We start from the raw sequence: 21,893 nt of genomic DNA, 5'->3' as shown, positions 1-21,893 counted from the left end.
CCTGTTGTAACCTTGCTATGGTCAAGCGCCATCCGGCCTATGCCTGGGTCTATCCGGCCGCTGCGGCCCACGCCGCTGGGGCAGCACAGGCGGAGTAGACTCAGCCGCCAGCCTGACTTCTTCCTCCAGCAGGGGGTCTAAGATGCTAATCGTCAAATCATAATAATCAAAGGGCTGATCGTCGTAAGCCTCCAGACGGGCAACATACTCCCCAGCTTCCCGGACCAGCTTCCCCAAATCAATCCCCAGCGTCACCGCCGGATATCTGCCCAGTACTTCATGAGACTGCTTCAGCAGAATCAGACCGCCGCGCACATTGGCATTACGGAAATGGTACAGCCCGACTGCCACCTGCAGCAGAGCTTTGTATAACGGATCACGCTGCTTTTCCAGCCATAATTCCTCAAGCACCTCATGACATTCGAAATAATCCCTGTCCCGGTTGAAGTAGATGAGGTAGGCCAGATACAGCGGTTCATAAGCCATCCGGCTCGCTGCCCTTCTTGGCATTCGAGAGCAGCTCGCGCACATGATCCAGCAGGTCCTTCATTGCATCCATATCCTGAGCCTGCCAGATCGCATTGAACCGCTCCTGGCTCTCAATCGCTTCATTCACAAGATGATAGAAATACAGTTGATGAATGGCCTTCAGCAATTGGGTCGTCATGTTCGAGTTCTCCTCGAAGGTCTTCTGGGCCTCCAGAATCTCTTCCCGGATGCTGGACATCTCGCTGTCCAGAATGGAAGCCGCTTCTGCTGCCGTCTTCAGGCGCACCCGCATTTCATCGGGCAGGCTCTCCCGGTATTTATAATTCAGCGAATGCTCAATGGTTGCCCAGAAGTTCATCGCCAGTGTACGGATTTGAATTTCAGCCAGTACAATCTTTTGACCCAGTGCAGTCTGTACCGGATACCTTATTATCATATGGAAGCTGCGGTAGCCGCTCTCCTTATAATTGGTAATGTAGTCCTTCTCATATAACACTTCAAGGTCCTTGCGGGCGCGGATGTATTCCGCCACTCTGCGGATATCCTCGACGAACTGGCACATAATGCGAATGCCGGCGATATCCTCGATGCCCGTTTCCAGATCCTCCATTTTTACGTTTAACCGTTTGGCCTTCTCAAGTATGCTAGACAGCCGCTTCACACGGCCGGTAACGAATTCAATTGGAGTATATTCTTCCCTTTTCTTGAGTTCGGAGCGCATCGTCTTGAATTTAACCTTCAATTCCTCCACCGTTTGTTCATAAGGAAGCAGAAAAGTTCCCCAGTCCCTGACGTCCATCGCCTTGTCCTCCTGTCCATTCATCCTTCAGTGATGATCAGCGCCTACCGCATCAAGGAGCCTCTGGAAGCCGTCCCGCCGCAGCAGCTGCCGTAGTCCGGCATGCACTCTACGGTTAACCTCCGGCCCTTCATAGATGAGTGCTGTATAAATTTCGACCAGACTGGCGCCCGCCCGTATCTTATCGTAAGCATCCTGGGCTGTAAAGATCCCGCCCGACCCGATAATCGGCAGCTTGCCGCCCGTCTGGCTATAGATTCTGCGGATAATCTCTGTAGAACGTTCGCGCAGCGGCTGGCCGCTCAGCCCGCCTGTCTCACCGGCTTTGTCGCTCTGCAGCCCTTCACGGGAGAGTGTCGTATTGGTCGCAATGATGCCGTCCATTCCGGCTTCCGTGATGGTATGTACCATATATTCCAGCTCAGCGTCACTGACATCGGGAGCGATCTTGACCAGCAGCCCCTTCGTGATGCCCGTCTTGACCCGCTGCAGCTCCATCTCTTCCTTAACCTCGCTAAGCAGGTTCGAGAGCTCGCTGCCATGCTGAAGACTCCGGAGATCCGGGGTATTCGGCGAGCTGATATTGACCACAAAAAAATCACCGTACGGATACAGCGTACGGATACACTTGCGGTAATCCTCATGCGCCAATTCATTCGGGGTGGCCTTGTTTCGTCCGATATTGACCGCCACCGGAATTCTGCGCTTCTTCAGCTTCTTGAGACGTTCAGCCATAGCCTCAGCGCCTTCATTATTGAAGCCCATCCGGTTAATAAGTGCCTTGTCAGGCAGCAGCCGGAACAGCCGGGGACTGTCATTGCCGGGCTGGCCTACCGGAGTTACCGTGCCTACCTCCATAAATCCGAAGCCGATCGAAGAGAATCCTCCTACCGCTTCCGCATTCTTATCCAGTCCTGCCGCTAAGCCTACTGGGGTCGGGAAATGTACCCCGAACAGGTCCACTGCAAGATCAGCTGTCTCAGGAACCCCGTACATCAAGCGCATAGCTGCGCTCCCGCCGGGAACCAGATCAGCTTTATTCAGTCCCCCGATGACGAGATGATGCGCCGTCTCCGGATCCATTTTAAAGAAAATTGGCTTGCCAAAATGTCGATACAGCACCGTTCTCGCTCCTTCAAGGGAACCACAATTGACATGACGACTCCCGTATCTATAGATTTCTTCTTAATTTTATCCGTTTCCGGGGGAAAAGAAAAGTTTTTTGCCGCAGCAATTGTCCCCGCCTTGCCGCACTTCCTTGACGCCGCCGCCAATTCACAGATTCCCCGTAATTTCAATTCCGTCCGCAGTCCGCAGGTGATTCCTTGCCCAGCTTATGAACTGGTTCAGGAAATCCTGTAGTTCAGAGTCTCTAACCCGCTGCTGCTCAAGCTCAGACAAGATGGACTCCCACAAGCTCTTTGGAATAGGATTCTCCCAGCACGGGTCCAGCGATGTCTGCTCTTCTCCAGTGAAGGGATTGGCTACAGGGAACACCCTGGCCACCGCAGGCTTAAGATACTCGAAGTCCTCTTCATAGATAAACAGCATCTCTTCAGGTGCACTCCCGCCCTCTTCCATGTTCAAATTATACCGGGAAAAGGTGAACCCTATATTCCTCCGGGGACCTGCATAGCGGTATAGCAGCACCGGAATTTCGCTTTTGGATCTGCTTGCCATGGCAGCATCACTCCTGCTTCTGTGTTCTTCAGGCTCCAGCATGAAACCTTCCTTATGATACTCCAGCCTGTATTCCTCTGTATAGACTAAGGCTTCGGCAATCCAGTCCTGCCGCAAGAGATTGCAGCTAGACTTGTCTTTTCATCCAGACTAGAATAGAGGAGCGGGCACAAGTTCAATACACCGCCGCCAATCCTCACATGTAAGGGTTATCACAGACTAAGAGAGAAAGAAGCGTGACATAATGTCAACCAAACGTAAGCCTCCTACACTCCAGCAGAAAAAAGAAGAAGTGAACCGCAAAGCCATTCTGTGGATCAGCGCCAGTCTGGTACTGCTGATTGCGCTTATCGCCGTTTTATTTATCTTAGTCGGGAATTAGTTCAGCCAATGGTACACTTTGTGGGGGTTGGTCTGATTGCGGGGCGAATCCGAAGGGAAACGTTCCTCCGGTACGACCAGCTCCTCAGGCAGAACCCCTTGACTGATCTGAACCTTCGTGCCCATCGGCACCATCGCGAACAGCTCCTCCACATCCTTCCGGCTCATCCGGATACACCCCAGCGACTCATCCTTGCCGATGCTATCCGGCTCATTCGTCCCATGAATTGCATAATTACTGTCCGAGAGCTGCATACCGCGGCTGCCGAATTCCCCGTTATCGCGCCCGTTCGGGTTCACGACCTTATCCTTAATGAAGAACTCTCCTTCAGGTGTCTTATCTCCGCCGAGTCCCACAGGATAATTCCGTACAATCACATTTCCGCTGGTGACCGCCAGACGGTAGTTTTGCTTATCAACAATGATAGCAAGCGGTTGTTTGAAAAAAAGCTTCTCCCCCGGCCCCGCCGCCGGACGTCCGCCTGTCTGCTCTTGCCCCGGAGTACCCGCCTCTTGGCCTCCTGACGGCTGTGGAGATGCAGAGAGCAGCGGCGCCTCTCCCCGTGCGGCACTGCGCAGCGGTGCGAAGGCTTCCTTCATCAGCGGGGTGATGCCGCCCAGCACGTTCGCCGGGAACGGCTTCACTAATTCCTGTACCACTTCGGGATATGCTCCCTTGCTGTTCTTGTACGCAAGCAGCGCACTCCAGAGCACAGCAAGCTCCTCCTGCTGCTTCTGCCAGTTCAGCCCCTGCTGCTTAAGCTCTGCCGGATCCGGCGGCTGGCAAGCGCACGCTGCCTGATTATAGGACTGATAGACTATACGCCCTTCTCCGCTCTTAGCAAGGGTAGCCTCCAGCGGCAGCCCTTTCTTCCACAGCAGCCATTTGCCCGAGCGCTTCATACTGAGCAGTGCGGTGGCGGAAGGCGTCTTCGCAGACTTCAGGATGGCTGCCAGCCCCCCGCCTCCCGTAGCAGCATCCGCCGCGACAGCCGTGAAATCCAGACTTGCCGGTTCTCGCGGACTCACCTGTGTCTCTTCGGCGCTCTCCGGCGGCAGCACGGCTGAAATATTCGCGGCTGGCGCAGCGGTACCCGCTCTCTCCGGCTGAATTCCCGGTGCGACGGCAGCCGGAATAAGCATGAGCAGCAGCAGCATTAGAGCAAGCAGCACCCGGCGCTTCCTGAGCCTCGCGGTCTGCCGTTCCCGGGCCGATTCCAGTAGCCCTTCCTCGTACTGCTGCAGCATTTCCGCCGGCACCTTGCTGCGTTCAAAAGCCTCATACACTTCCCCGGCCTGATTGTAACAGTAATTCGCTTTTCCATACTGGCCGTTCTTATAGTATTCCTTACCAAGCAAGTACCATGCCATCTTATTATCCGGATGCATCTGTACATAGGCTTTTAGATGCTGAGCATTCTTCATGTTGGCCTCCACTTTAAGCTCAGTCGTCACTGCGGGGAACCCCTCTCACCTCCGGCCGCTTACGCTCCAGCCGATCCTTAAGTCCCCCTCCGATCCTTCCCGCTTTTGGTTATATGGTTATGTATGCGTATGTATCTTCTATTTTATATCGGCAAGGAATGCAAAAAAAGACACCTCAAGCCGCATTTATTGCGGACCGGAGATGTCTTTATGTAGACGGCAGAAGCTTAGCCCTCTTTGTTGAAAGGTGCATCTGCAATCTTAATGGAATCTGTAGGGCATCCGTCAGCTGAATCCTGCAGGTCATCGAACAAGTCGTCCGGAATCACTACATTACCGTGGTTGCCGTCGTTCTCATAGATCACTTCTGCCAAACCTTCATCATCGTAATCAAAAATATCAGGGGCCGTCGCGCCACAAGCACCACAAGCGATGCATGTGTCCTTCTCGACCCAAGTGTACTTAGCCATTTTTTCTCTGCCTCCCGCTTAACTATACAGCCTGCAGTCGCAGCCTGTTATTTTTCTCATATTAATATAAATAGGATACAATTTCAATGAATTTTCAATGTGTTGACATTATTGCCTCATTCTCTGCGGTGCTCCAGGCGGCTGATGGCGGGCCTTAACTCAGTCTATATCCTTGTCTGCGCCGCCCAGATTGTCCTTCTGCAGCGAGGTGCCCCGCTCCTTATGATTACGCAGCCGCGCCGAGTGGCTGTCGCTCAGCATCCCTGCGGTCAGCACCGCATTCTCGCCGAACTTGTTGCGCAGCATATCCATCGCCTTATTGAGCGATTCCTTCTTCGGCTGCCGTTCGTAGTCGAACAGATCCAGCTGAATGGCCGACTCCTCTTTGGGTATCAGCCCCTGGAGCGTTACCCCCAGCAGCCGCACCGGCTTATCGCCCTTCCAATGGCGCGCGAACTGGTCGCATGCCACCTTATAGATGTCCTCGGCGCTCTCCGTGGGAGCCTCTAGCTGGCGGGAGCGGGTAATCGTCCTCATATCCGGCGTGCGGATCGTCAGCTGTACCCCCGCTGCGACCAGCCCCTGCTTCCTCAGCCTCCGCGCGACCTGATCGCTTAGGTTCAGCAGAATCGGGCGCGCCTCAGCCAGCCCCACTACATCATGCGGCAGCGTGGTTGTATGGCCGATGGATTTGCTCTGCTCCCGCTGCGGATTCACGATCCCGTGATCAATCCCGTTCCCCGCCCGCTTCAGCCAGGCACCCATGACGCCGAAATGGCCGACCAGCATCGCCTCGTCCGCGGCCGCCAACTGTCCGATGCTGTAGATGCCAAGCTTACGCAGCTTCTCGGCCGTCTTGCTGCCAATGCCGAACATCTCATTGCACGGCTTGTCCCACAGCACGGACGGCACATCGCGCAGCCGCAGCACGGAGATACCGCTGGGCTTCTTCAGATCAGAAGCGATCTTCGCCAGCAGCTTGTTGGGGGCAATCCCGATGGAGCAAGGCAGACCCAGCTCCTCCATAATGCGCCGCTGCAGCGCCTCGGCAATCTCCAGCGGGGTACCGAATTGACGGGAGCCGGTGATATCGAGATAGCATTCATCTATAGAGACCGCTTCGAGCAAGGGGGTATAGCTGTAGGCAATTTGCATAAAAGCATTCGAGTACTTGCGGTATAGATGGAAATCCGGCTTAATAAGCATTAAAGACGGACAAATCCGCAGCGCCTTCTGCACCTGCATGCCAGTGGAGATGCCCAGCCTGCGCGCGGCGTAGGAGCAGGTGACGATAATCCCCCTTCTAGCCTCCACACTGCCCGCCACCGCTGTCGCCTTACCTTTATATTGCTCCGGATCTTCCGCCTCATGCACAGAGCAGTAAAAGGCATTCATGTCCACATGCAGAATAACCCTGCCGCTTGCCGGATAATATTGATCCACACTCTGCATGGTATCCACCTTCTTATCTTTCGGGGTTCCATTGTTATTGTCAGCATACCTCTACCCCGGCGGGAGGTCAACTTGCCAGAGAGCCGCTTGTGACAGCGCAGTGAAAAGTTCTTTGTTACTTTCCCGCGTAAAAATGCTATAATATAAAAATTAATTTCCTATGCGAAGGCTAATAACACTTTTAGGAGGACACTCATGTCTAAGTCTATCTCCATCTTCGATACTACCCTGCGCGACGGAACACAAGGCGAGGGGATCAGTCTGTCGGCGGATGACAAGCTGAAGATTGCCAGGAAACTCGACGATCTGGGTGTCCATTATATTGAAGGCGGCAATCCGGGCAGCAACAACAAGGATATCGAGTTTTTCAAAAGAGTCCAGGAGCTTCATCTGAATGCCAAAATTACCGCATTCGGCAGCACCCGGCGCAAGAACACGGTGACTGAGCAGGACGAGGGGCTGCAGCGGATGATTAACGCTGGCGTTCCGGCGGCTACCCTGGTGGGCAAATCGTGGGATTTCCATGTTCATACTGCCCTGCAGACCACTCTGGAAGAGAACCTGGCCATGATCGGCGATTCCATCTCTTATTTGAAGCACAAGGGGCTTGAGGTCATTTTCGATGCAGAGCATTTCTTCGACGGCTTCAAAAATAACCCTGATTACGCTGCCGCTGTTCTCACCCGTGCCCGCGAGGCCGGAGCAGACTGGCTGGTGATGTGCGATACGAACGGCGGCACCCTGCCGCATGAGATTCATGATATTGTGACAAGCATCGGTGTGATGCTCCCGGAAGCATCGCTCGGTATTCATACACACAACGATTGTGAGCTTGCGGTTGCCAACACCCTAAGCGCAATCGGCGCCGGTGCCCGGCAGGTCCAGGGGACCATTAACGGCTACGGCGAGCGCTGCGGCAATACCAATCTGTGTTCCATCATTCCAACACTGCAGCTGAAGATGGGCTATCACTGCATCCCTGGCGATTCTCTGCCGCAGTTAACCAATACAGCCCGGTTCATCAGTGAGGTCGCCAACGTGAACATGCCGGTGAATCAGCCTTATGTCGGCACAGCTGCCTTCGCCCACAAGGGCGGCATTCACGTATCCGCCATATTACGCGATTCACGAACGTACGAGCATATCGCCCCTGAGCTGGTCGGCAATAAGCAGCGTGTCCTCGTCTCCGAGCTTGCGGGACAGAGCAATGTGCTGTCCAAGGCTCAGGAAATGGGACTCAGCCTTGATCCAAGCAGCGAGCAGGCGCGCAAGGTGATTGACAAGATCAAGGATCTTGAACATCAGGGGTATCAGTTCGAAGGCGCGGATGCTTCGCTTGAATTGCTGCTCCGGGAAGCGACCGGTGAGATGAACGAGCTGTTCACCTTCGAATCGTTCAAGATGCTGGTTGAGAAAACCGCCGGCCGCCCTGTCGTCTCCGAAGCCTTCGTCAAGCTGAAGGTCGGCGGCGAGAGCCTGTACACGGCCGCCGAAGGCAACGGACCGGTCAACGCACTGGATAATGCGCTGCGCAAGGCGCTGCAGACCTACTTCCCGCAGCTTAAAGACATGCACCTCTCCGACTATAAAGTCCGCGTGCTGGATGAGCAGGATCAGACAGCCGCGAAGGTACGCGTACTGATTGAATCCAAGGACTATAGCGACACCTGGAGCACCGTAGGCGTATCCAGCAACGTGATCGAAGCGAGCTGGGAGGCTCTGGTCGATTCCATGCGCTATGCCCTTCTGGGACAGATCTCACTGGACCAGGGCATTCCTGCCAGCAGTGAACCGAGAGGTTTGGTCAATCACTGACCTCTATGGCTTCGCTCTATTTACTCCAAAAGCCCTCCGATGCGGAACTTTTTCCGCGCAGGAGGGCTTTTCACTATGGGGCTGATCGCCTGTGCTAAGAGCCGGTCAGCGCGATAATCTTTTTCTCCAATTCCTCTGCGCTCAGGACCCCCAGAATAATCTCGCTGATTATCCCATTCTTATCAATCAATACATTGGTCGGGAACACCGCCCCGTTATACTTGTCGAAGATCTGGCCCTTCAGATCATACATCACCGGGAAGGTCAGCATGTACTTCTTGACGAAGCGTTCCGCATTAGGCTTGTAATCCTGGCTGGCCACGTTAATTCCGTAGACATCCAGCACCTTGCTGTATTTCATAGCCAGCTTATTCAGCTCAGGAGCCTCCTGTTGGCAAGGATCGCACCAGGAGGCCCAAAAGTTAAGAATGACCGGCTTCTCCCTTGCCCCATCGACCCCATATTGCTTATCCCCTTCCTGCACTGTAAAAGGAGGCGCTTTAAGTCCGGCGGAGGCACCAATCTCCGGTTCCGCCGTCTGCTGCAGGACTGCAACCGCCTTAGGCTCCGATTTCATTTTATGTTCTATGGCAAGAACGGCCAGAAAAACAATCAAGGCCAGAATCGTTACATTCCGTTTATGGACTGCTTTCATAGAGTTCAGATCCTTTTCATGGAGGATTTTTCTCTATTGTACCCCCACTTGCTCCAGTTTCAAACGTAATTCATAAAAAAGAGGATTCCGTCAAAGACGAAATCCCATGAAGAGAGAGGGGTAAAGCTGACAGCGGCCAAGGAAGCCTCCGGCTGTTCAGACCGGACTCTTCCGTACAGCAAAGGCTGGGGAAGCTTCTGCTGCCCGGCTGCCACAGGAGACCTGCGGACAGCTGCTGGCGCTGCCGCAGCGGGTGGCATGTGTATTGGCCCTAAGGCCGATACGCAACGTAGCGCCGGACCCGCCGCCTTCCTGCTATACCTTAATGAGTCCCCGCTTTGCACTGCAATCCGGATAGTCTTATACAATAGCCCTCAGGTCCTGCTTAGATAGGCGTACAAGTCGCCTAGCGTATCTACCTGATTCTTTTGTAAGATCTGGCGGATGTAAGCTACCCACAGCTTCGCCGTCATCTTGGCATCCTCCAGCGCATGATGGCGGCCCTCAATAGGAATCTCATGGATCGCCAGCAGCTCATCCAGCGTGTAATTGCTGCGGTGCGGCTCCAGCCAACGGGCCAGCATCATCGTATCCAGCACCCGGTGGGTTAACTGGACCTTGGAGGTCTTCCATAAGGCAGCGTTCAGGAATGCCTTATCATGGGCACTTCCGTGCGCCACCAGCACCCGCTGCCCGACGAAGGACATGAAGTTGTGCAGGCCATCCATCAGCGGCGGAGCAGAGGAGGTCATCTCGGCTGAGATTCCGGTCAGTCTCGTAATATTGTCAGGAATCGTTGCCCCGCAGTTCACCAGTGTATAGAAGCATTCCTCTGACTTGATCTCTTCCCCTACTACCCGGATCGCCCCGATGGACATAATCTCGTCCCCTCCCTGATGGGAGAAGCCCGTAGTCTCCAGATCGAATATTACCGTCTCCAGTTCAGACAGCGGAGTATGCAGCACCTCGGGACGCCGCTTCTCGCGCATCAGGGAACGGATAAAGGCCATTTGCTGGGCTGTCTGCTGCGCCGATTCTCCGCCCCTCATGGAAGCGATGGCAGAGGGCATTCCGCCTTGCCGCAGATTATTCCAGAATCCTCCGCCTTTGCTCGGCTCCTTCATAGCTGTCTCCTTTCCGCTGACCGGAGCTGCCGCTGCAGCGCTTTATGCAGGCGTCTGATCAGCAGCAGGCTTTCCCGCAGCTCCGTCCGGAGCTGCTTATTCTTCAAATCATTCTCGGCATAATAATCACTGCTCACGAGCAGGCCGTCCTTCACCGTAAACGGCGTATTCACCCGCATCCTGAGCGCTGTCAGACAAGCCCGCCTGATTTCTTCCAGATGTTGATACTGATCCAGCTTAGCCAGCTCATCCAGCCGCTTCAGTGTCGAAGATGCTTCGATTCCATGCAGCAGCGACAAGTGCCTGACGATATTGACCAGCGGAATGTAGAGGCCATATTTGACATCGAAGCCACCGGCATTATCACCGAACCGTTCCGTCAGCACCTGTCCCAGCAGATTCAGTGTTGCCTTATGGCGCACCGTATTGCGCAATACCGCCATCGTCAATTTGCTGTTATCCGTGAATCCGTTATGCAGGGCTTCCCGCCACTGCGCAGACAGCGCCTTACTCCCCGCAACATGGCGCATATCCGAAGCTATAATCAGGTACCGGACAGGCTCCCATTCGAGCTGCTCCATCCAGTCTGCCAGCTGGCGCTTCCAGTCAGCCAGTGACTTCCGCCAGAGCGGCTCAGAGCACATGACCCTGCCCTCACACTTCTCATAGCCAATGGCCTCAAGCACATCCGACAGCATACTGCCAAAAGCTTCGAAATACCTTTTCCGCTCACCCTCCAGCGCTTCCTCCACAATCAAGCCGTTATCCTGATCGCTCCACAGCGTAGCCTCCTGCCGGCCCGCACTGCCGAATACAATAAAGGAATAGGCGCAGGGAGGCAGGCCGTAGCCCGCCTCCTTCATCTGCGCCTCACATATCCGTACCGCTGTCCCGGCAAGCTGGTCATGCATCGCATTGACCCGGTGCATCCAATCCTGAACGGGAATCACGTTAAGCTGCTCCAGCAGCATTCGCTGACATGCGGTACGCCTCGCCTTAAGCTCCTCCGGCGAACCGGCTGTTACGATGGACAAGTAACTTTCTTCTTCGTTCCAATCTGCTGCCTCCATCGAAGCCACTCGGTCCGCCTCCCTGCCTGAGTATAAATATTAGTGTTTGAGGGTTTTGGATTCTGATTCACTGATCAGCTTCATTTGCTCAGGATAACCGTACGTACCGTGCTCACTGATATCCAGACCCATCAATTCTTCTTCTTCCGTCACACGGATACCCATAACCATCTTCATTACATACAGGATAACGAAGGACATCACGGCTACGAACACGAAGGTTCCGACTACACCCAGCGCCTGCACGCCTAGCTGATGGAAGCCGCCGCCGTAGAACAGACCGGCTTTACCTACAAGTGCGCCTTTTTCAATCAGATCTGGTGCTGCGAAGAGGCCTGTAGACAACGCACCCCACATACCTGCGATACCATGTACAGAGAAAGCATAGATCGGATCATCCAGTCCTGCACGCTCCAGCCACTGCGAAGTCATGAAGGTGAAGGCACCGGCAATGAGACCGATAACGATGGCTGCCCAAGGCTCTACGAAGGCACAGGCACCGGTGATGGCAACCAGGGCTGCCAGTACGCCGTTAAGCATGGCCGGAATATCTGATTTGCCGAAGTACAGCCAGGAAGCTGCCAGTGCTGCCAGACCGCCTGCCGCCGCTGCAATGTTAGTAGTCAGTGCTACGTGTCCGAAGAATCCGCCCATAGGAGACAACGCACTGCCCGGGTTGAAGCCGAACCAGCCGAACCAGAGAATGATTACACCAAGTACAGTGAATACCTGGTTATGTCCCGGAATAATGACCGGCTTGCCTTCTTTGTTGAATTTGCCAAGACGGGGCTTAAGGAGAATGGTCGCCACTACAGCCGCCGTTGCACCTGTAAGATGGACTACTGTAGAACCTGCATAATCCTGCATGCTCAGCTCTGCCAGCCAGCCGCCGCCCCATACCCAGTGAGCTACAACCGGATAAATCACAACTGAGAAGAGAATTCCGAAGATAATATATACGCTAAGCTTAGCACGTTCAGCCATACCGCCGGATACAATGGCCAGGGAGACTGCCGCAAATGCCATTTGGAACAGGAATTTCGTATTTAGGGTAACATCGGAGAAGGCCAAAGATTCGAATGCAGAGGCTGTTGAATCGCCGCCGTAGAAGAAGCCTGTAGTTCCGAAGAAGCTGTTCCCGTTACCGAAGCCAAGGCCAAAGCCCAGTGCCCAGAAGCACAAGCTTGCAATCGCCAATGTCAGTACCGTCTTACCGGCCACGTGACCGGCATTCTTCATCCGGACCGAACCAGCCTCAAGTAGTGCGAATCCTGATTGCATGAAGAATACAAGGATAAATGCCAGGAACGTAAATGCAGTGTCAAGTCCAATCTGCAGATCCGGTGCTGCCGGACCCTCAGCTGCGAAGGCGCTGACCGGATAGATCATCAGTGTAATCATACCCAGGAACATCATCAACATCTTTTTTTTCATATTGTACCCCACTCCCCAATGTTATATTTTCTAACAAAGCGTGAAACTCTTAATGTCATTATAATCAGAAGTCAGGTAAATTGACAAGACTATTTTTTCGAATGCTTTAATTTAATTTTGGAAGCTTTGCCATTCTGCATCCAAGGCCTCCTCCCGAGCACGATTACCGGCAACCTAACAGGATTAGCGCACTTCCTTACGCACCAACTATGCAAACGCATACAGATAACATAGTATTTCCCTTGGCATCATATTGTATTTTTATTAATGTCTATTAGTAAACATGCCTTTTATTATCCCTTGATTGCTCCCCGCACCACTCTCTGCCTACTGTAATCCTGATGATTTACCGTTGACCTATCCACTCAATATATAACACTTCATGTCATGTTAAGCATAACTTCATCCCCCTAAGGAACACTCTGGTTCTATTGCCTCCCGAGCATCTTTATGAAAAGTCAGCATATACTTTAAAGTAAGCGTCACGTTTGACTGTACGGTTTCCAATTTGATATGATTATTTTACGCAGGAAATAGTGAGGTGAGATAACTTGGAGATATGACCCTTTACCGGATCGGAGAGCTGGCCAAGGCGGCCGGTATCAGTGAACGTACCATTGATTATTATACGAAGCTTGGACTGATTACACCTGAATCCAGGAGCATGAAGAATTACCGGCTCTACAGTCATGAAACCTTAGTCATTCTGCAACGTATTAATCAGCTTAAGCAAGAGAAATATACATTGGAAGAAATCAAATCCCTGATGGGCAAGTGGAATGCAGCCACACCCGAGGCCGAGGTCTCCGGCAAGCTGGTCCAGCTTGAGCTTCAGATGCAACAGCTTGAACGGGAAGTCAAGGCCCTGGAGCCCGTGATAAGCGGTTTGAAGCCTGGCCAGGCCAACCGTGCACTGGCCGCACTGATTCCTCAGGGCGTCGCCTGTATGGAAGCGATCCGGCTTCTGCTGACCCAGGGGCCGCCAATGTAACAGCTTGTAATTTATAATGGAGGAATGAGCACCTATGATGCCACTAATGTATGTATTGTTAGCTGTCGCTTTTATCTTCTCGCTATGGGCCCAGTTCAGGGTCAAGGGCAATTTCAAGAAATGGGCCAAGGTGCCGAACATGAACGGCTTAACGGGTTACGAAGCAGCCCGGCGTATGCTGGATGCCAATGGACTCTACGATGTTCCCATTGAACCGGTTCCGGGAACCCTCACAGACCACTATGACCCGATTAACCGCGTTGTGCGGCTGTCGGAGCCTGTATATTATGAAAGCTCCATCGCAGCGGTCTCCGTCGCTTGTCACGAGATCGGCCATGCGATTCAGCACAAGGAGCATTATCCGATGCTGGCGCTTCGCCACCGGATGTTCCCGGTTGTGAACTTTGCCTCCGGGGTCGCACCCTTCATGCTGCTGGCGGGCTTCATCTTCAGCTCATTCAATCTTATTGGTCTAGGTATTATCTTCTTCTCCGCCGCAGTAGCTTTCCAGCTGGTCACACTGCCTGTCGAATTCAATGCCAGCAGCCGTGCGCGCACGATTATGTTACAGCAGGGCTTCATCCGCAACGATGAAGAGCGCGGCGTAGCCAAGGTCCTGAATGCCGCAGCGCTCACCTATGTTGCAGCAGCGCTGGTATCCCTGATCGAACTGATCCGCTTGATCCTGATGTTCCTCGGCAACCGCGATTAAGATTTATATGACTAGACAGACAATACCCCGGTCGGCTATGAGCCGACCGGGGTATTGTCTGTGTGTCTGTCTTTGAAATAGGTAAGCAGGAAGTTACGGAAGGACTGGGCGACCAGCGGCAGCTTGCCTTCTGCCCGGTGAATCAGCCCGACGGTTCTGGTAATCGTAGGCTCCACCACCCGGACCTGCGCAGGCTGCATCGGGTTGGTCTGGTAGAGCGCCATCTCCGGCAGCAGGCTTACCCCCATCCCGGCGGCTACCAGACCGCGGATCGTATCGGTCTCCCCGCCCTCAAAAGCAATCTGCGGCTTAAACCCTGCCGCAAGGCAGGCCTGCCACACAATCGGCCGCAGCGAGTAGCCTTGGCTGAATAATACGAACTTCTCTTCCCGCAGCTGCTCCAGCCGGATCACTTTTTCGCTGGCAAGCGGATGATTCTGCGGCAGAATGGCGAACAATTCCTCGGTCATGACGACATCTCCGGCCACATGCCCCACATTCTCAGGGAACGGCGAGATGAATGCCAGATCCACCTCTCCAGAGATAACATCCTTGATTAAGGAAGGATAGGCTCCCTGCTTGAAGCGGAATTTCACATGAGGATAATGTCGGCGGAATGCCGCCACAATCGAAGGAATCAGATGGGTCCCGAGGCTATGCGGGAAGCCGATGCGGATCTCGCCGCGTTCCGGGTCAAGGAATTCATGCACCTCCGCCACAGACCGGTCGAGTTCATTCAGCACCGACTCCACTCTTTTGCAAAAGAGCTGCCCGACAGGCGTAAGCTGCAGGTTTCTCCCCTTCTGCATGAACAGATCCACCCCCAGCTCCTGCTCCAGCTGATGAATCTGGCGGCTCACTGCAGATTGTGCGACATGCAGCTCCTCCGCCGCTCTGGTGACATGTTCCTTCTGGGCAACCTTCAGAAAATACTGCAGCTGTCTAAGCTCCACGATTACACCCTTCCTTATTACCGGTTTCGTTTGAATACACGGATGATTAGCCCATAGATGAAGAATCCGGCGATCAGGCCGCCGATATGAGCAATATAGTTGATACTTGGAGCAGCAAAGGACATGATAATCCCCATCACCAGAAGTCCGTAGAGCGTCTTGCGCGAGCCCTCATCCATCATTGCTCTCTGAAGCACCGCAATATAGAGGAATGCGCCATAGACGGCGTAGATCGCCCCCGAGGCCCCTACAGAGACAATTCCGATCTCCACATTCCCGCGGCTGCTTATAAGAACCCACAGCAGATTAGCAATAAAGCCGCCGCCCAGATACAGCAGCGCATAACGCCACCATCCCATCAGCCGCTCCAGCGGCGGGGCGAACACAAGCAGCGAGAAGCTGTTGAAGAACAAATGGGCGAAGCCGTTGTGCAGGAACATCGCCGTCACGCAGCGCCACAGCTCATCCGTTTCAGCGCCCACATTGACCGTAGCCCCATACTTCACAAGCGTGTACAGGTTGGTAGAGCCGCCATTCAGGGACAGCACGATGAACATAACCACGTTGGCCAGAATCAGCGCACAGGTTACAGGGTAATACCGGAGATAACTTCTCCACTTCTCATACCTTATAAAAATCATAACACCCATCCTTTTATGTATGTTGTCCAAGCTCGACATCCAGCTTCTAAAAAGATTATAATTTATTCTGGCAGGTACATGCCAATAATGCAATTCAAGGAGGAAACAAGGACATGACGCAAGAAAGAACAGGCGTAGCCACATTTAAGGGCAACCCCATCACTCTGGTAGGCCCGCAGCTGAAAGCCGGAGATCCCGCGCCGCAATTCACGGTTAGCAAGAATCTTCTGGAAGATGTTACTCTCACAGATTACGCTGGCAAAATCAAGCTGATCAGCGTTGTACCTTCCCTGGATACCGGTGTGTGCGATGCGCAGACCCGCCGCTTCAACAGCGAGGCTGCCGGTCTTGGCGATGATGTAGTCATCCTCACCATCAGCACTGACCTTCCTTTTGCCCAGGCCCGCTGGTGCGGCGCCGCAGGCATCGACAGTGTAATCACCCTGTCCGACCACAAAGAGACTTCCTTCGGACAAGCCTATGGCGTCCTGATCAAGGAATTCCGACTCGATATGCGCTCCATCTTCGTTGTAGACAAGCAAGGCACTTTGGCTTATGTCGAGTATCTCGGTGAAATGTCTGAGCACCCGGACTACGAAGCGGCAATTTCCGCAGTTAAGGCTCTACTGTAAGCTGGAACGGACAGCACTGTTATGTTATACAGCATTCCAAGCTAAAGATGTACATTTGTGAAAAAAAGCGGCAGAAGGTCATCCTTCTCCGCTTTTTGCGTATGATGATCAATAAGGATATCCGTGCCCCAAGGGCTGTCCCGCTCCCGGAAACCGCATACAATCCCGGCAATACATGCCTGGATACTTGTCCTTAATCTACCTTATATTTGCCTAGCTTCTTATCCAGAGACTGATACAAACGTTGAATGACACGGTAATTGGCACCCAGATCTCCAAGCGACCCTCTGGATGCTGAATATATATCTACGGCACAGCGTACGGGCGTGGTGCTTAGCACAGATACGGTAATATCCAGCGAGCGGCCTAACGCCGTTCTTTTCTCTAGGGTAATCTCCCCTACAGATTGTACTTCATGCAAGACCTTATATCCAGGAATTTTCTTCAGCGTTGCGGATACTTCATCCCACGCCTTGTCTCTTGAAAGATTGTAATAACGCGTTTTAAGTGTCGGATCTTTGGCACGGTCGCTTGTTCCGTCATGACTGCGAAATAAACCGACCAAGGTTCTTTTCAACGACAAAATTCTTCCCCCTCTTCAAATCCCAAGTTCATTACTCTAAGTGTAACACTCTTGTCCGCGGAACAAAAGGGCATTGCTCACTTTAACCTTGAAAAAAGCACCCTCTACCCGCAGAAAGCAGGTAACAGGGTGCCTTGTCAATTGCATTAGAAAACCCGCCTATGCCGTCCGGCTGCAGTGTCTTCTGAACCTGCTAGAGCAGGTGGGTGACCGCAGAAGTCGTTTTTGAATTCCCCAGGTCATATAGACAGGGCTGTTCAGCCGCGCTTCATGTAGATCTCCCAAGACATTATCATTGGTTCAAAACAACGAGCAACCATAACGTACATCGCAGGATTTATAATCATTATATTGCCTTTTGACGAAAAAGTAAACCTGTATGCGCTTTATTTAACACCGGGATCATTTACCGTTGACATTACTGCCCGGATGATCAATGGAATGTTAAGTCCGCTTGAAATCCTTACCGGTATTCTTGTCTCTGTCGTCTTCATCCTCGTCTTCGTCTTCATCGTCATCATCCTCGTCGTCGGACGCAAGACCTTCATTCTCTGCCGCTTCCAGCGCGGCCTGCTCTTCAGCCAGCTTCTTCTTCTCCACTTGCAGTTGCAGCTTATTGTATGTAGCGAAGAAATTAAAGAAGGCGAGCATAGCAATCAGTGTAGGAATACAAATCACGTAGAGAACCGGATACCGCAGACCTATATAGAGAAGAACGCCAGAACCAATCAACGTTGAGAACACACGGATCGGCCGGGCGATCGTGAGCAGAATCGAATTGGTTACCACTTCCTTGAACGTCATCTGGTAGTGAACCACGATGGAGAAGAAGTTAAACATCGATACGAACAAAATAATCATCAGCACCAGCATCAGGATACCGACGATCTTGAAATTCGGCATTTGCGTCATGTATACGGTCACATCAACGTACATCACGACAAACAGCAGGGTGTAGATAAGCCCTCCCAGCATGCTTTTCAGATAATTTTCTTTGTACCCCTGAAAAAAAGTGCGGAATGTACTTACATCAGTATTGCCCATTACCCATTTGCGCACCACTGTAAATAACGCCGACGTCGCCGGAAATACAGTGAATGGCGCGAATACACCAAGTACCCAGTTCAGCATAATCTGCTCATTCGGCCCGCCTGCTTCTGAACCCAGCATGAGGATCTTCATAATTCCTGCGAACAGGAACGGTATCGAACACAATGCCCATAAAATATTGCTGAAGGCGATGCGTGAGATCCATTCCGTGATGCGGTATATACCGCCCATTGCTCCTTTAAACTCCAATTCCCTTCCTCCTGTCTATCTTGTGCGTACTGCGTATCTTAACTATACCTGTTTGTACAGGACTTTTCCAGCGCCCAAGTTTACAAGTTCTAGGTATGTGTCTAAGCAAGCTCTGTAATACGTCCATATATTACATTGTAACCACAACAAATCCCCCATGCTCAAAGGAGGTTGACCTCATGTCCGCACCTGGCTGCTGCAATCCCTGGACTTCCACTGGAACGATTCTCGTACTCTTCATCCTGCTGGTCATCATTAGCCGTACCTTCATCTAAGCGAGTCCACAGTAAAAAAGAAGACGGGAACCGGTAACGGTTGCTCGTCTTCTTCAAGGTGTGCTGTTACGACTTAAGCGTCAAAATCCTGCTTGGCCGGGCGGGTGCTTGTGCTGCTCGGACGCGAGGATGGTCTTGCGTCTGTGTTACGGCTCGCTCCATCACGGTTGCCTTTGTAGCCGCCGCCGTAGCTGCTGCCGCTTCCGCTGTTGCCGCCATAGCCGCTGCTGTAGCCGCCACGGGTGCTTCCGCCGCTGCTGGCGTTGTCACGATTTCCGCGATAGCCGCCGCCGCTTGCATTGTCCCGGTTGCCGCGATAGCCGCCACCGGAGCTAGAACCGGAACCTGTACGGTTACCGCCATAGCCGCCGCCGTTAGGCTTGCGTCCGCTGCGGATATCGTTTTTGCCGCCGCGACGTTTGGCACGAATCGGATCTTCCGGAGTCAACTCAATTTGCGCATCCTTGTTATCGCCGGTAAGAAGCTTCATTGCTGCGGACAGCAGCTGTACAGAATCGTATTGCTCCAGCAATTGAATGGCAATTCCTTTGTATTCGTTCAGTTCGCCGCCATCCTCAACCATTGCAAGCAAACGTTCTGCTGTAATGCGTTGTTTGCCTTCAATAGCCTCAGCCATTGTAGGAAGCGGTTTGCGGGTAATGCGGTGACGGGTCACGCGTTCGATCAGGTGCAGGTGATCCATTTCGCGCGGAGTTACGAAGGACCAGGCAGTTCCTTCTTTACCGGCGCGGCCTGTACGGCCGATACGGTGTACATAGCTCTCAGGGTCCTGCGGAAGGTCGAAGTTGATTACATGCGTTACGCCGGATACGTCCAGGCCGCGTGCAGCTACGTCTGTAGCAACCAATACATCAATGCTGCCGTCACGGAATTTGCGCATTACAGCATCGCGCTGGTTCTGCGACAAGTCGCCATGCAGGCCGTCAGCGGAATAGCCGCGTTTCTGCAAGCCTTCAGCAAGCTCGTCTACCCGGCGCTTGGTGCGGCCGAATACAATTGCCAGATCTGGCGATTCCATGTCAATCAAGCGGCTAAGCGCTTCGAATTTCTGGCGTTCAGGCACTTCAACATAAGCCTGGTCGATAAGCGGTGCGCTAATCTGCTTAGGAATTACGGATACATGCTGCGGGTTCTTCAGGAACTGCTGGGCAAGGCGTTGAATGTTAGGAGGCATAGTAGCCGAGAAGAGCATGGTCTGACGTTCTTCAGGAACGAGCTTGAGGATGGTCTGGATATCCTCCATGAAGCCCATATCGAGCATTTCATCGGCTTCATCCAGTACGATCGTCTGAACATCATCCAGGCGGATGGTCTTGCGGTTGATATGGTCCAGGAGGCGTCCCGGTGTACCAATGATAATCTGTGGTTTTCTCTTCAGTCCGCGGATCTGGCGGCCGATATCCTGCCCGCCGTAGATAGCCAGTGAACGAAGTCCTTTGAAGCGGGTCAACTTACCGATTTCTTCAGCAACCTGGATGGCAAGTTCACGTGTTGGCGTCATTATCAGTGCCAGAATCTTCTCTTCTTCTCTTGCGATCTTGGAGATGAGGGGAATCCCGAAGGCTGCGGTCTTACCTGTACCCGTCTGTGCCTGGCCAATTAGATCCGATCCGGCCATTGCAAGCGGAATAGCCTGCTCCTGGATGGGTGTTGCTTCCTCAAATCCTAGCTCTGTGATTGCTTGAAGTACTTTTGGCTCCAAGCCGAATTCTGCGAATGTTTTCAAATTATTCATGCTCCTTCTATACAGTGGACATTCCACATGCTTGTCTGTATTCTTAAGTAGCGGTAAACACATTTATAGGCTGTCCAATCATGCCGTATTTCCTGCATGGTTTAGCGCGTATTGGGACAAAAAAATGTCCTATGATCAGGCCACTACTTACACCTGACAATTGCAGCTTCGCATTCTAAAGCAATGCAAAAATACCATTGTAACGTCCTACTCAAGAATATCCTATACATTATATCACAAACCCAATCAGGAATACCAGTGTATTCCTTACTTTCATTACTTACATGACACTCACACTACATTCAGAGGTGAATTTGCTTGGTTAAACTAAGATTATTCGGGAGCTTTCTTGCCGTTCTCTTCGGGTCAGCGATGATCGCGAGCGGCTTTAATCTGTTCCTGATCCCCCACAGACTGCTCAGCGGAGGCGTATCCGGCCTAGCGATGCTGGCCGGTTATTTCACTCCTTTTAACATCAGCTTACTGTATTTACTCTTCAATATCCCGCTGCTTGCTGCCGGATGGTTCCAGCTGGGCCGGAGATTTATCATTCTGAGCATTGTCTCTGTAGGGGCAACAACCTGGTTAATGACAGTCGTGCCTGTCGTTCAGGTATCCTCGGATATGCTGCTCGCCTCTGTATTCGGAGGGGTGCTTGTAGGTGTAGGGGCTGGTGTATCCTTCCGCGTAGGAGGCTCCTCGGGCGGCTTCGATATTCTGGGCTCCATTATAACACGGTACCGGGATTTCCCGGTAGGCAGTGTGCTGGTTGGCCTCAATGGTCTCGTCATTCTTGCTGCGGCTTATTTTGACGACAACTGGAATCTGGCGCTTGCATCCATGGTCTCCATTTACGTCACTGGCAAGGTAGTCGACCTAATTCATATCAGTCACATCAAAGTCACCGTATACATCATCACCAACCGGACTGACGAGCTGCTGCAGCAATTGCTGGGCCTTCAGCGCGGAGTTACAAAATTCAAGACAGAAGGTGCTTATTCTCATGTAGAACGGGACATGCTAATGACAGTGACCACACGGTATGAGCTTGCAGAGCTGAAGCGTATTATCAAAACAAGCGACCCGCAGGCTTTTGTTAATATTGTTGAGACTGTCGGTGTGATGGGCTCTTTCCGCAAACGGTAATTTATAAGAAAATGCTTATCCTTTCAAATTTATGTTATATTATAGCTACGCAGGACCTTAACAATTTCATGAAGATTGTGATTTACCCTCTTTTTTCCAGGCACTTCGTTT

At 52.6% G+C, this 21,893-nt stretch carries 23 protein-coding genes and 1 other RNA gene; 7 read left to right on the top strand and 17 right to left on the bottom strand.

Features of this window, described 5'->3' with window-relative positions:
• Positions 1–21: 21 nt before the first annotated feature.
• The 4 genes from MKZ07_RS02110 to MKZ07_RS02095 form a co-directional block, all read right to left on the bottom strand.
• Positions 22–486, bottom strand: coding sequence for a DUF309 domain-containing protein (locus MKZ07_RS02110; RefSeq protein ID WP_036702178.1), 465 nt, complete (start codon positions 484–486; stop codon positions 22–24).
• Positions 476–1,288: a GTP pyrophosphokinase gene (locus MKZ07_RS02105; protein WP_036702180.1), complete on the bottom strand. Its 813-nt coding sequence runs from the start codon at positions 1,286–1,288 to the stop codon at positions 476–478. The genes MKZ07_RS02110 and MKZ07_RS02105 overlap by 11 nt, the downstream gene beginning before the upstream one ends.
• 27 nt (positions 1,289–1,315) lie before the next feature.
• The gene (locus MKZ07_RS02100) at positions 1,316–2,410 is read right to left on the bottom strand and encodes a quinone-dependent dihydroorotate dehydrogenase (protein ID WP_036702182.1); all 1,095 of its coding nucleotides are present in this window, start codon (positions 2,408–2,410) and stop codon (positions 1,316–1,318) included.
• A 153-nt stretch (positions 2,411–2,563) separates the two neighbouring features.
• The gene (locus tag MKZ07_RS02095) at positions 2,564–2,968 is read right to left on the bottom strand and encodes a hypothetical protein (protein ID WP_036702361.1); all 405 of its coding nucleotides are present in this window, start codon (positions 2,966–2,968) and stop codon (positions 2,564–2,566) included.
• Positions 2,969–3,212: 244 nt separating this feature from the next.
• Between MKZ07_RS02095 and MKZ07_RS02090 the strand changes: the two genes are divergently transcribed.
• The gene (locus MKZ07_RS02090; RefSeq protein WP_179090444.1) at positions 3,213–3,350 is read left to right on the top strand and encodes a hypothetical protein; all 138 of its coding nucleotides are present in this window, start codon (positions 3,213–3,215) and stop codon (positions 3,348–3,350) included.
• On the opposite strand, the gene MKZ07_RS02085 is transcribed toward MKZ07_RS02090, so the two are convergent.
• The 3 genes from MKZ07_RS02085 to MKZ07_RS02075 all read right to left on the bottom strand — a co-directional run bounded on the left by MKZ07_RS02085 (position 3,347) and on the right by MKZ07_RS02075 (position 6,696).
• Positions 3,347–4,804, bottom strand: coding sequence for a L,D-transpeptidase family protein (locus MKZ07_RS02085; protein WP_341024203.1), 1,458 nt, complete (start codon positions 4,802–4,804; stop codon positions 3,347–3,349). The genes MKZ07_RS02090 and MKZ07_RS02085 overlap by 4 nt on opposite strands.
• Before the next feature lie 197 nt (positions 4,805–5,001).
• Positions 5,002–5,244, bottom strand: coding sequence for a ferredoxin (locus MKZ07_RS02080; protein ID WP_036702186.1), 243 nt, complete (start codon positions 5,242–5,244; stop codon positions 5,002–5,004).
• A 159-nt stretch (positions 5,245–5,403) separates the two neighbouring features.
• Positions 5,404–6,696, bottom strand: a complete 1,293-nt coding sequence (locus MKZ07_RS02075) for a DNA polymerase IV (RefSeq protein WP_341024201.1) — start codon at positions 6,694–6,696, stop codon at positions 5,404–5,406.
• A 195-nt stretch (positions 6,697–6,891) separates the two neighbouring features.
• Here MKZ07_RS02075 and cimA point away from each other — a divergent pair, with 195 nt between their 5' ends.
• A complete protein-coding gene (gene cimA / locus MKZ07_RS02070) occupies positions 6,892–8,511 on the top strand; it encodes a citramalate synthase (RefSeq protein ID WP_341024200.1) in 1,620 nt (539 codons plus the stop codon).
• A 94-nt stretch (positions 8,512–8,605) separates the two neighbouring features.
• Here cimA and MKZ07_RS02065 read toward each other — a convergent pair whose 3' ends face one another.
• The 4 genes from MKZ07_RS02065 to MKZ07_RS02050 form a co-directional block, all read right to left on the bottom strand.
• Positions 8,606–9,166, bottom strand: a complete 561-nt coding sequence (locus tag MKZ07_RS02065; RefSeq protein ID WP_076157630.1) for a TlpA family protein disulfide reductase — start codon at positions 9,164–9,166, stop codon at positions 8,606–8,608.
• A gap of 374 nt (positions 9,167–9,540) precedes the next feature.
• Positions 9,541–10,290 (bottom strand): exonuclease domain-containing protein, encoded by a 750-nt coding sequence (locus tag MKZ07_RS02060; RefSeq protein ID WP_076157633.1) that lies wholly within the window; start codon positions 10,288–10,290, stop codon positions 9,541–9,543.
• Positions 10,287–11,360, bottom strand: coding sequence for a DUF294 nucleotidyltransferase-like domain-containing protein (locus MKZ07_RS02055; RefSeq protein WP_076157914.1), 1,074 nt, complete (start codon positions 11,358–11,360; stop codon positions 10,287–10,289). Before MKZ07_RS02055 ends, MKZ07_RS02060 begins: the two co-directional genes overlap by 4 nt.
• A 39-nt stretch (positions 11,361–11,399) precedes the next feature.
• On the bottom strand, positions 11,400–12,794 hold the full coding sequence (locus MKZ07_RS02050; RefSeq protein WP_036702197.1) for an ammonium transporter: 1,395 nt from the start codon (positions 12,792–12,794) through the stop codon (positions 11,400–11,402).
• A gap of 559 nt (positions 12,795–13,353) precedes the next feature.
• On the opposite strand from MKZ07_RS02050, the gene MKZ07_RS02045 reads away from it, so the two are divergent.
• Both MKZ07_RS02045 and MKZ07_RS02040 read left to right on the top strand, forming a co-directional pair.
• A complete protein-coding gene (locus MKZ07_RS02045) occupies positions 13,354–13,785 on the top strand; it encodes a MerR family transcriptional regulator (protein WP_036702199.1) in 432 nt (143 codons plus the stop codon).
• Between the two features lie 34 nt (positions 13,786–13,819).
• Complete coding sequence (locus MKZ07_RS02040; RefSeq protein ID WP_445667944.1) at positions 13,820–14,497, top strand: zinc metallopeptidase; 678 nt, start codon at positions 13,820–13,822, stop codon at positions 14,495–14,497.
• Positions 14,498–14,532: 35 nt separating this feature from the next.
• On the opposite strand, the gene MKZ07_RS02035 is transcribed toward MKZ07_RS02040, so the two are convergent.
• Positions 14,533–15,450 (bottom strand): LysR family transcriptional regulator, encoded by a 918-nt coding sequence (locus MKZ07_RS02035; protein ID WP_341024196.1) that lies wholly within the window; start codon positions 15,448–15,450, stop codon positions 14,533–14,535.
• Positions 15,451–15,467: 17 nt separating this feature from the next.
• Complete coding sequence (locus tag MKZ07_RS02030; protein ID WP_341024195.1) at positions 15,468–16,091, bottom strand: rhomboid family intramembrane serine protease; 624 nt, start codon at positions 16,089–16,091, stop codon at positions 15,468–15,470.
• A 113-nt stretch (positions 16,092–16,204) separates the two neighbouring features.
• Here MKZ07_RS02030 and tpx point away from each other — a divergent pair, with 113 nt between their 5' ends.
• Positions 16,205–16,723 (top strand): thiol peroxidase, encoded by a 519-nt coding sequence (gene tpx / locus MKZ07_RS02025; protein WP_341024192.1) that lies wholly within the window; start codon positions 16,205–16,207, stop codon positions 16,721–16,723.
• Positions 16,724–16,916: 193 nt separating this feature from the next.
• Here the strand turns inward: tpx and MKZ07_RS02020 are convergent, their stop codons facing one another.
• From MKZ07_RS02020 to MKZ07_RS02010, 3 genes are all read right to left on the bottom strand, one after another.
• Positions 16,917–17,306, bottom strand: coding sequence for a DUF1499 domain-containing protein (locus MKZ07_RS02020; RefSeq protein ID WP_036702206.1), 390 nt, complete (start codon positions 17,304–17,306; stop codon positions 16,917–16,919).
• Between the two features lie 148 nt (positions 17,307–17,454).
• Positions 17,455–17,646, bottom strand: a non-coding RNA gene (gene ssrS / locus MKZ07_RS02015) — 6S RNA.
• A gap of 104 nt (positions 17,647–17,750) precedes the next feature.
• Complete coding sequence (locus MKZ07_RS02010) at positions 17,751–18,605, bottom strand: YesL family protein (RefSeq protein WP_076157641.1); 855 nt, start codon at positions 18,603–18,605, stop codon at positions 17,751–17,753.
• Positions 18,606–18,784: 179 nt separating this feature from the next.
• On the opposite strand from MKZ07_RS02010, the gene MKZ07_RS02005 reads away from it, so the two are divergent.
• Positions 18,785–18,880 carry a hypothetical protein gene (locus MKZ07_RS02005; protein WP_036702210.1) on the top strand — a complete coding sequence of 32 codons (96 nt, stop codon included), beginning with the start codon at positions 18,785–18,787 and terminating at the stop codon, positions 18,878–18,880.
• A 73-nt stretch (positions 18,881–18,953) separates the two neighbouring features.
• On the opposite strand, the gene MKZ07_RS02000 is transcribed toward MKZ07_RS02005, so the two are convergent.
• Entirely contained in the window at positions 18,954–20,627 is a 1,674-nt protein-coding gene (locus tag MKZ07_RS02000; protein WP_036702212.1) for a DEAD/DEAH box helicase, read from the bottom strand.
• Positions 20,628–20,954: 327 nt separating this feature from the next.
• Between MKZ07_RS02000 and MKZ07_RS01995 the strand changes: the two genes are divergently transcribed.
• Positions 20,955–21,782, top strand: coding sequence for a YitT family protein (locus MKZ07_RS01995; protein WP_036702214.1), 828 nt, complete (start codon positions 20,955–20,957; stop codon positions 21,780–21,782).
• Positions 21,783–21,893 lie beyond the last annotated feature (111 nt).

The organism is Paenibacillus sp. FSL P4-0338, assembly GCF_038002365.1.
Lineage (GTDB): Bacteria > Bacillota > Bacilli > Paenibacillales > Paenibacillaceae > Paenibacillus_AQ.
This window is presented reverse-complemented; position numbering and strand designations above follow the sequence as displayed.

Coding starts and splice junctions, on each gene's coding strand:
- MKZ07_RS02110 (WP_036702178.1), bottom strand. CDS start 486: ATGGCTTATGAACCGCTGTATCTGGCCTACCTCATCTACTTCAACCGG.
- MKZ07_RS02105 (WP_036702180.1), bottom strand. CDS start 1,288: ATGGACGTCAGGGACTGGGGAACTTTTCTGCTTCCTTATGAACAAACG.
- MKZ07_RS02095 (WP_036702361.1), bottom strand. CDS start 2,968: ATGGCAAGCAGATCCAAAAGCGAAATTCCGGTGCTGCTATACCGCTAT.
- MKZ07_RS02090 (WP_179090444.1), top strand. CDS start 3,213: ATGTCAACCAAACGTAAGCCTCCTACACTCCAGCAGAAAAAAGAAGAA.
- MKZ07_RS02080 (WP_036702186.1), bottom strand. CDS start 5,244: ATGGCTAAGTACACTTGGGTCGAGAAGGACACATGCATCGCTTGTGGT.
- MKZ07_RS02075 (WP_341024201.1), bottom strand. CDS start 6,696: ATGCAGAGTGTGGATCAATATTATCCGGCAAGCGGCAGGGTTATTCTG.
- cimA (WP_341024200.1), top strand. CDS start 6,892: ATGTCTAAGTCTATCTCCATCTTCGATACTACCCTGCGCGACGGAACA.
- MKZ07_RS02065 (WP_076157630.1), bottom strand. CDS start 9,166: ATGAAAGCAGTCCATAAACGGAATGTAACGATTCTGGCCTTGATTGTT.
- MKZ07_RS02060 (WP_076157633.1), bottom strand. CDS start 10,290: ATGAAGGAGCCGAGCAAAGGCGGAGGATTCTGGAATAATCTGCGGCAA.
- MKZ07_RS02055 (WP_076157914.1), bottom strand. CDS start 11,360: ATGGAGGCAGCAGATTGGAACGAAGAAGAAAGTTACTTGTCCATCGTA.
- MKZ07_RS02050 (WP_036702197.1), bottom strand. CDS start 12,794: ATGAAAAAAAAGATGTTGATGATGTTCCTGGGTATGATTACACTGATG.
- MKZ07_RS02045 (WP_036702199.1), top strand. CDS start 13,354: ATGACCCTTTACCGGATCGGAGAGCTGGCCAAGGCGGCCGGTATCAGT.
- MKZ07_RS02040 (WP_445667944.1), top strand. CDS start 13,820: ATGATGCCACTAATGTATGTATTGTTAGCTGTCGCTTTTATCTTCTCG.
- MKZ07_RS02030 (WP_341024195.1), bottom strand. CDS start 16,091: ATGATTTTTATAAGGTATGAGAAGTGGAGAAGTTATCTCCGGTATTAC.
- tpx (WP_341024192.1), top strand. CDS start 16,205: ATGACGCAAGAAAGAACAGGCGTAGCCACATTTAAGGGCAACCCCATC.
- MKZ07_RS02005 (WP_036702210.1), top strand. CDS start 18,785: ATGTCCGCACCTGGCTGCTGCAATCCCTGGACTTCCACTGGAACGATT.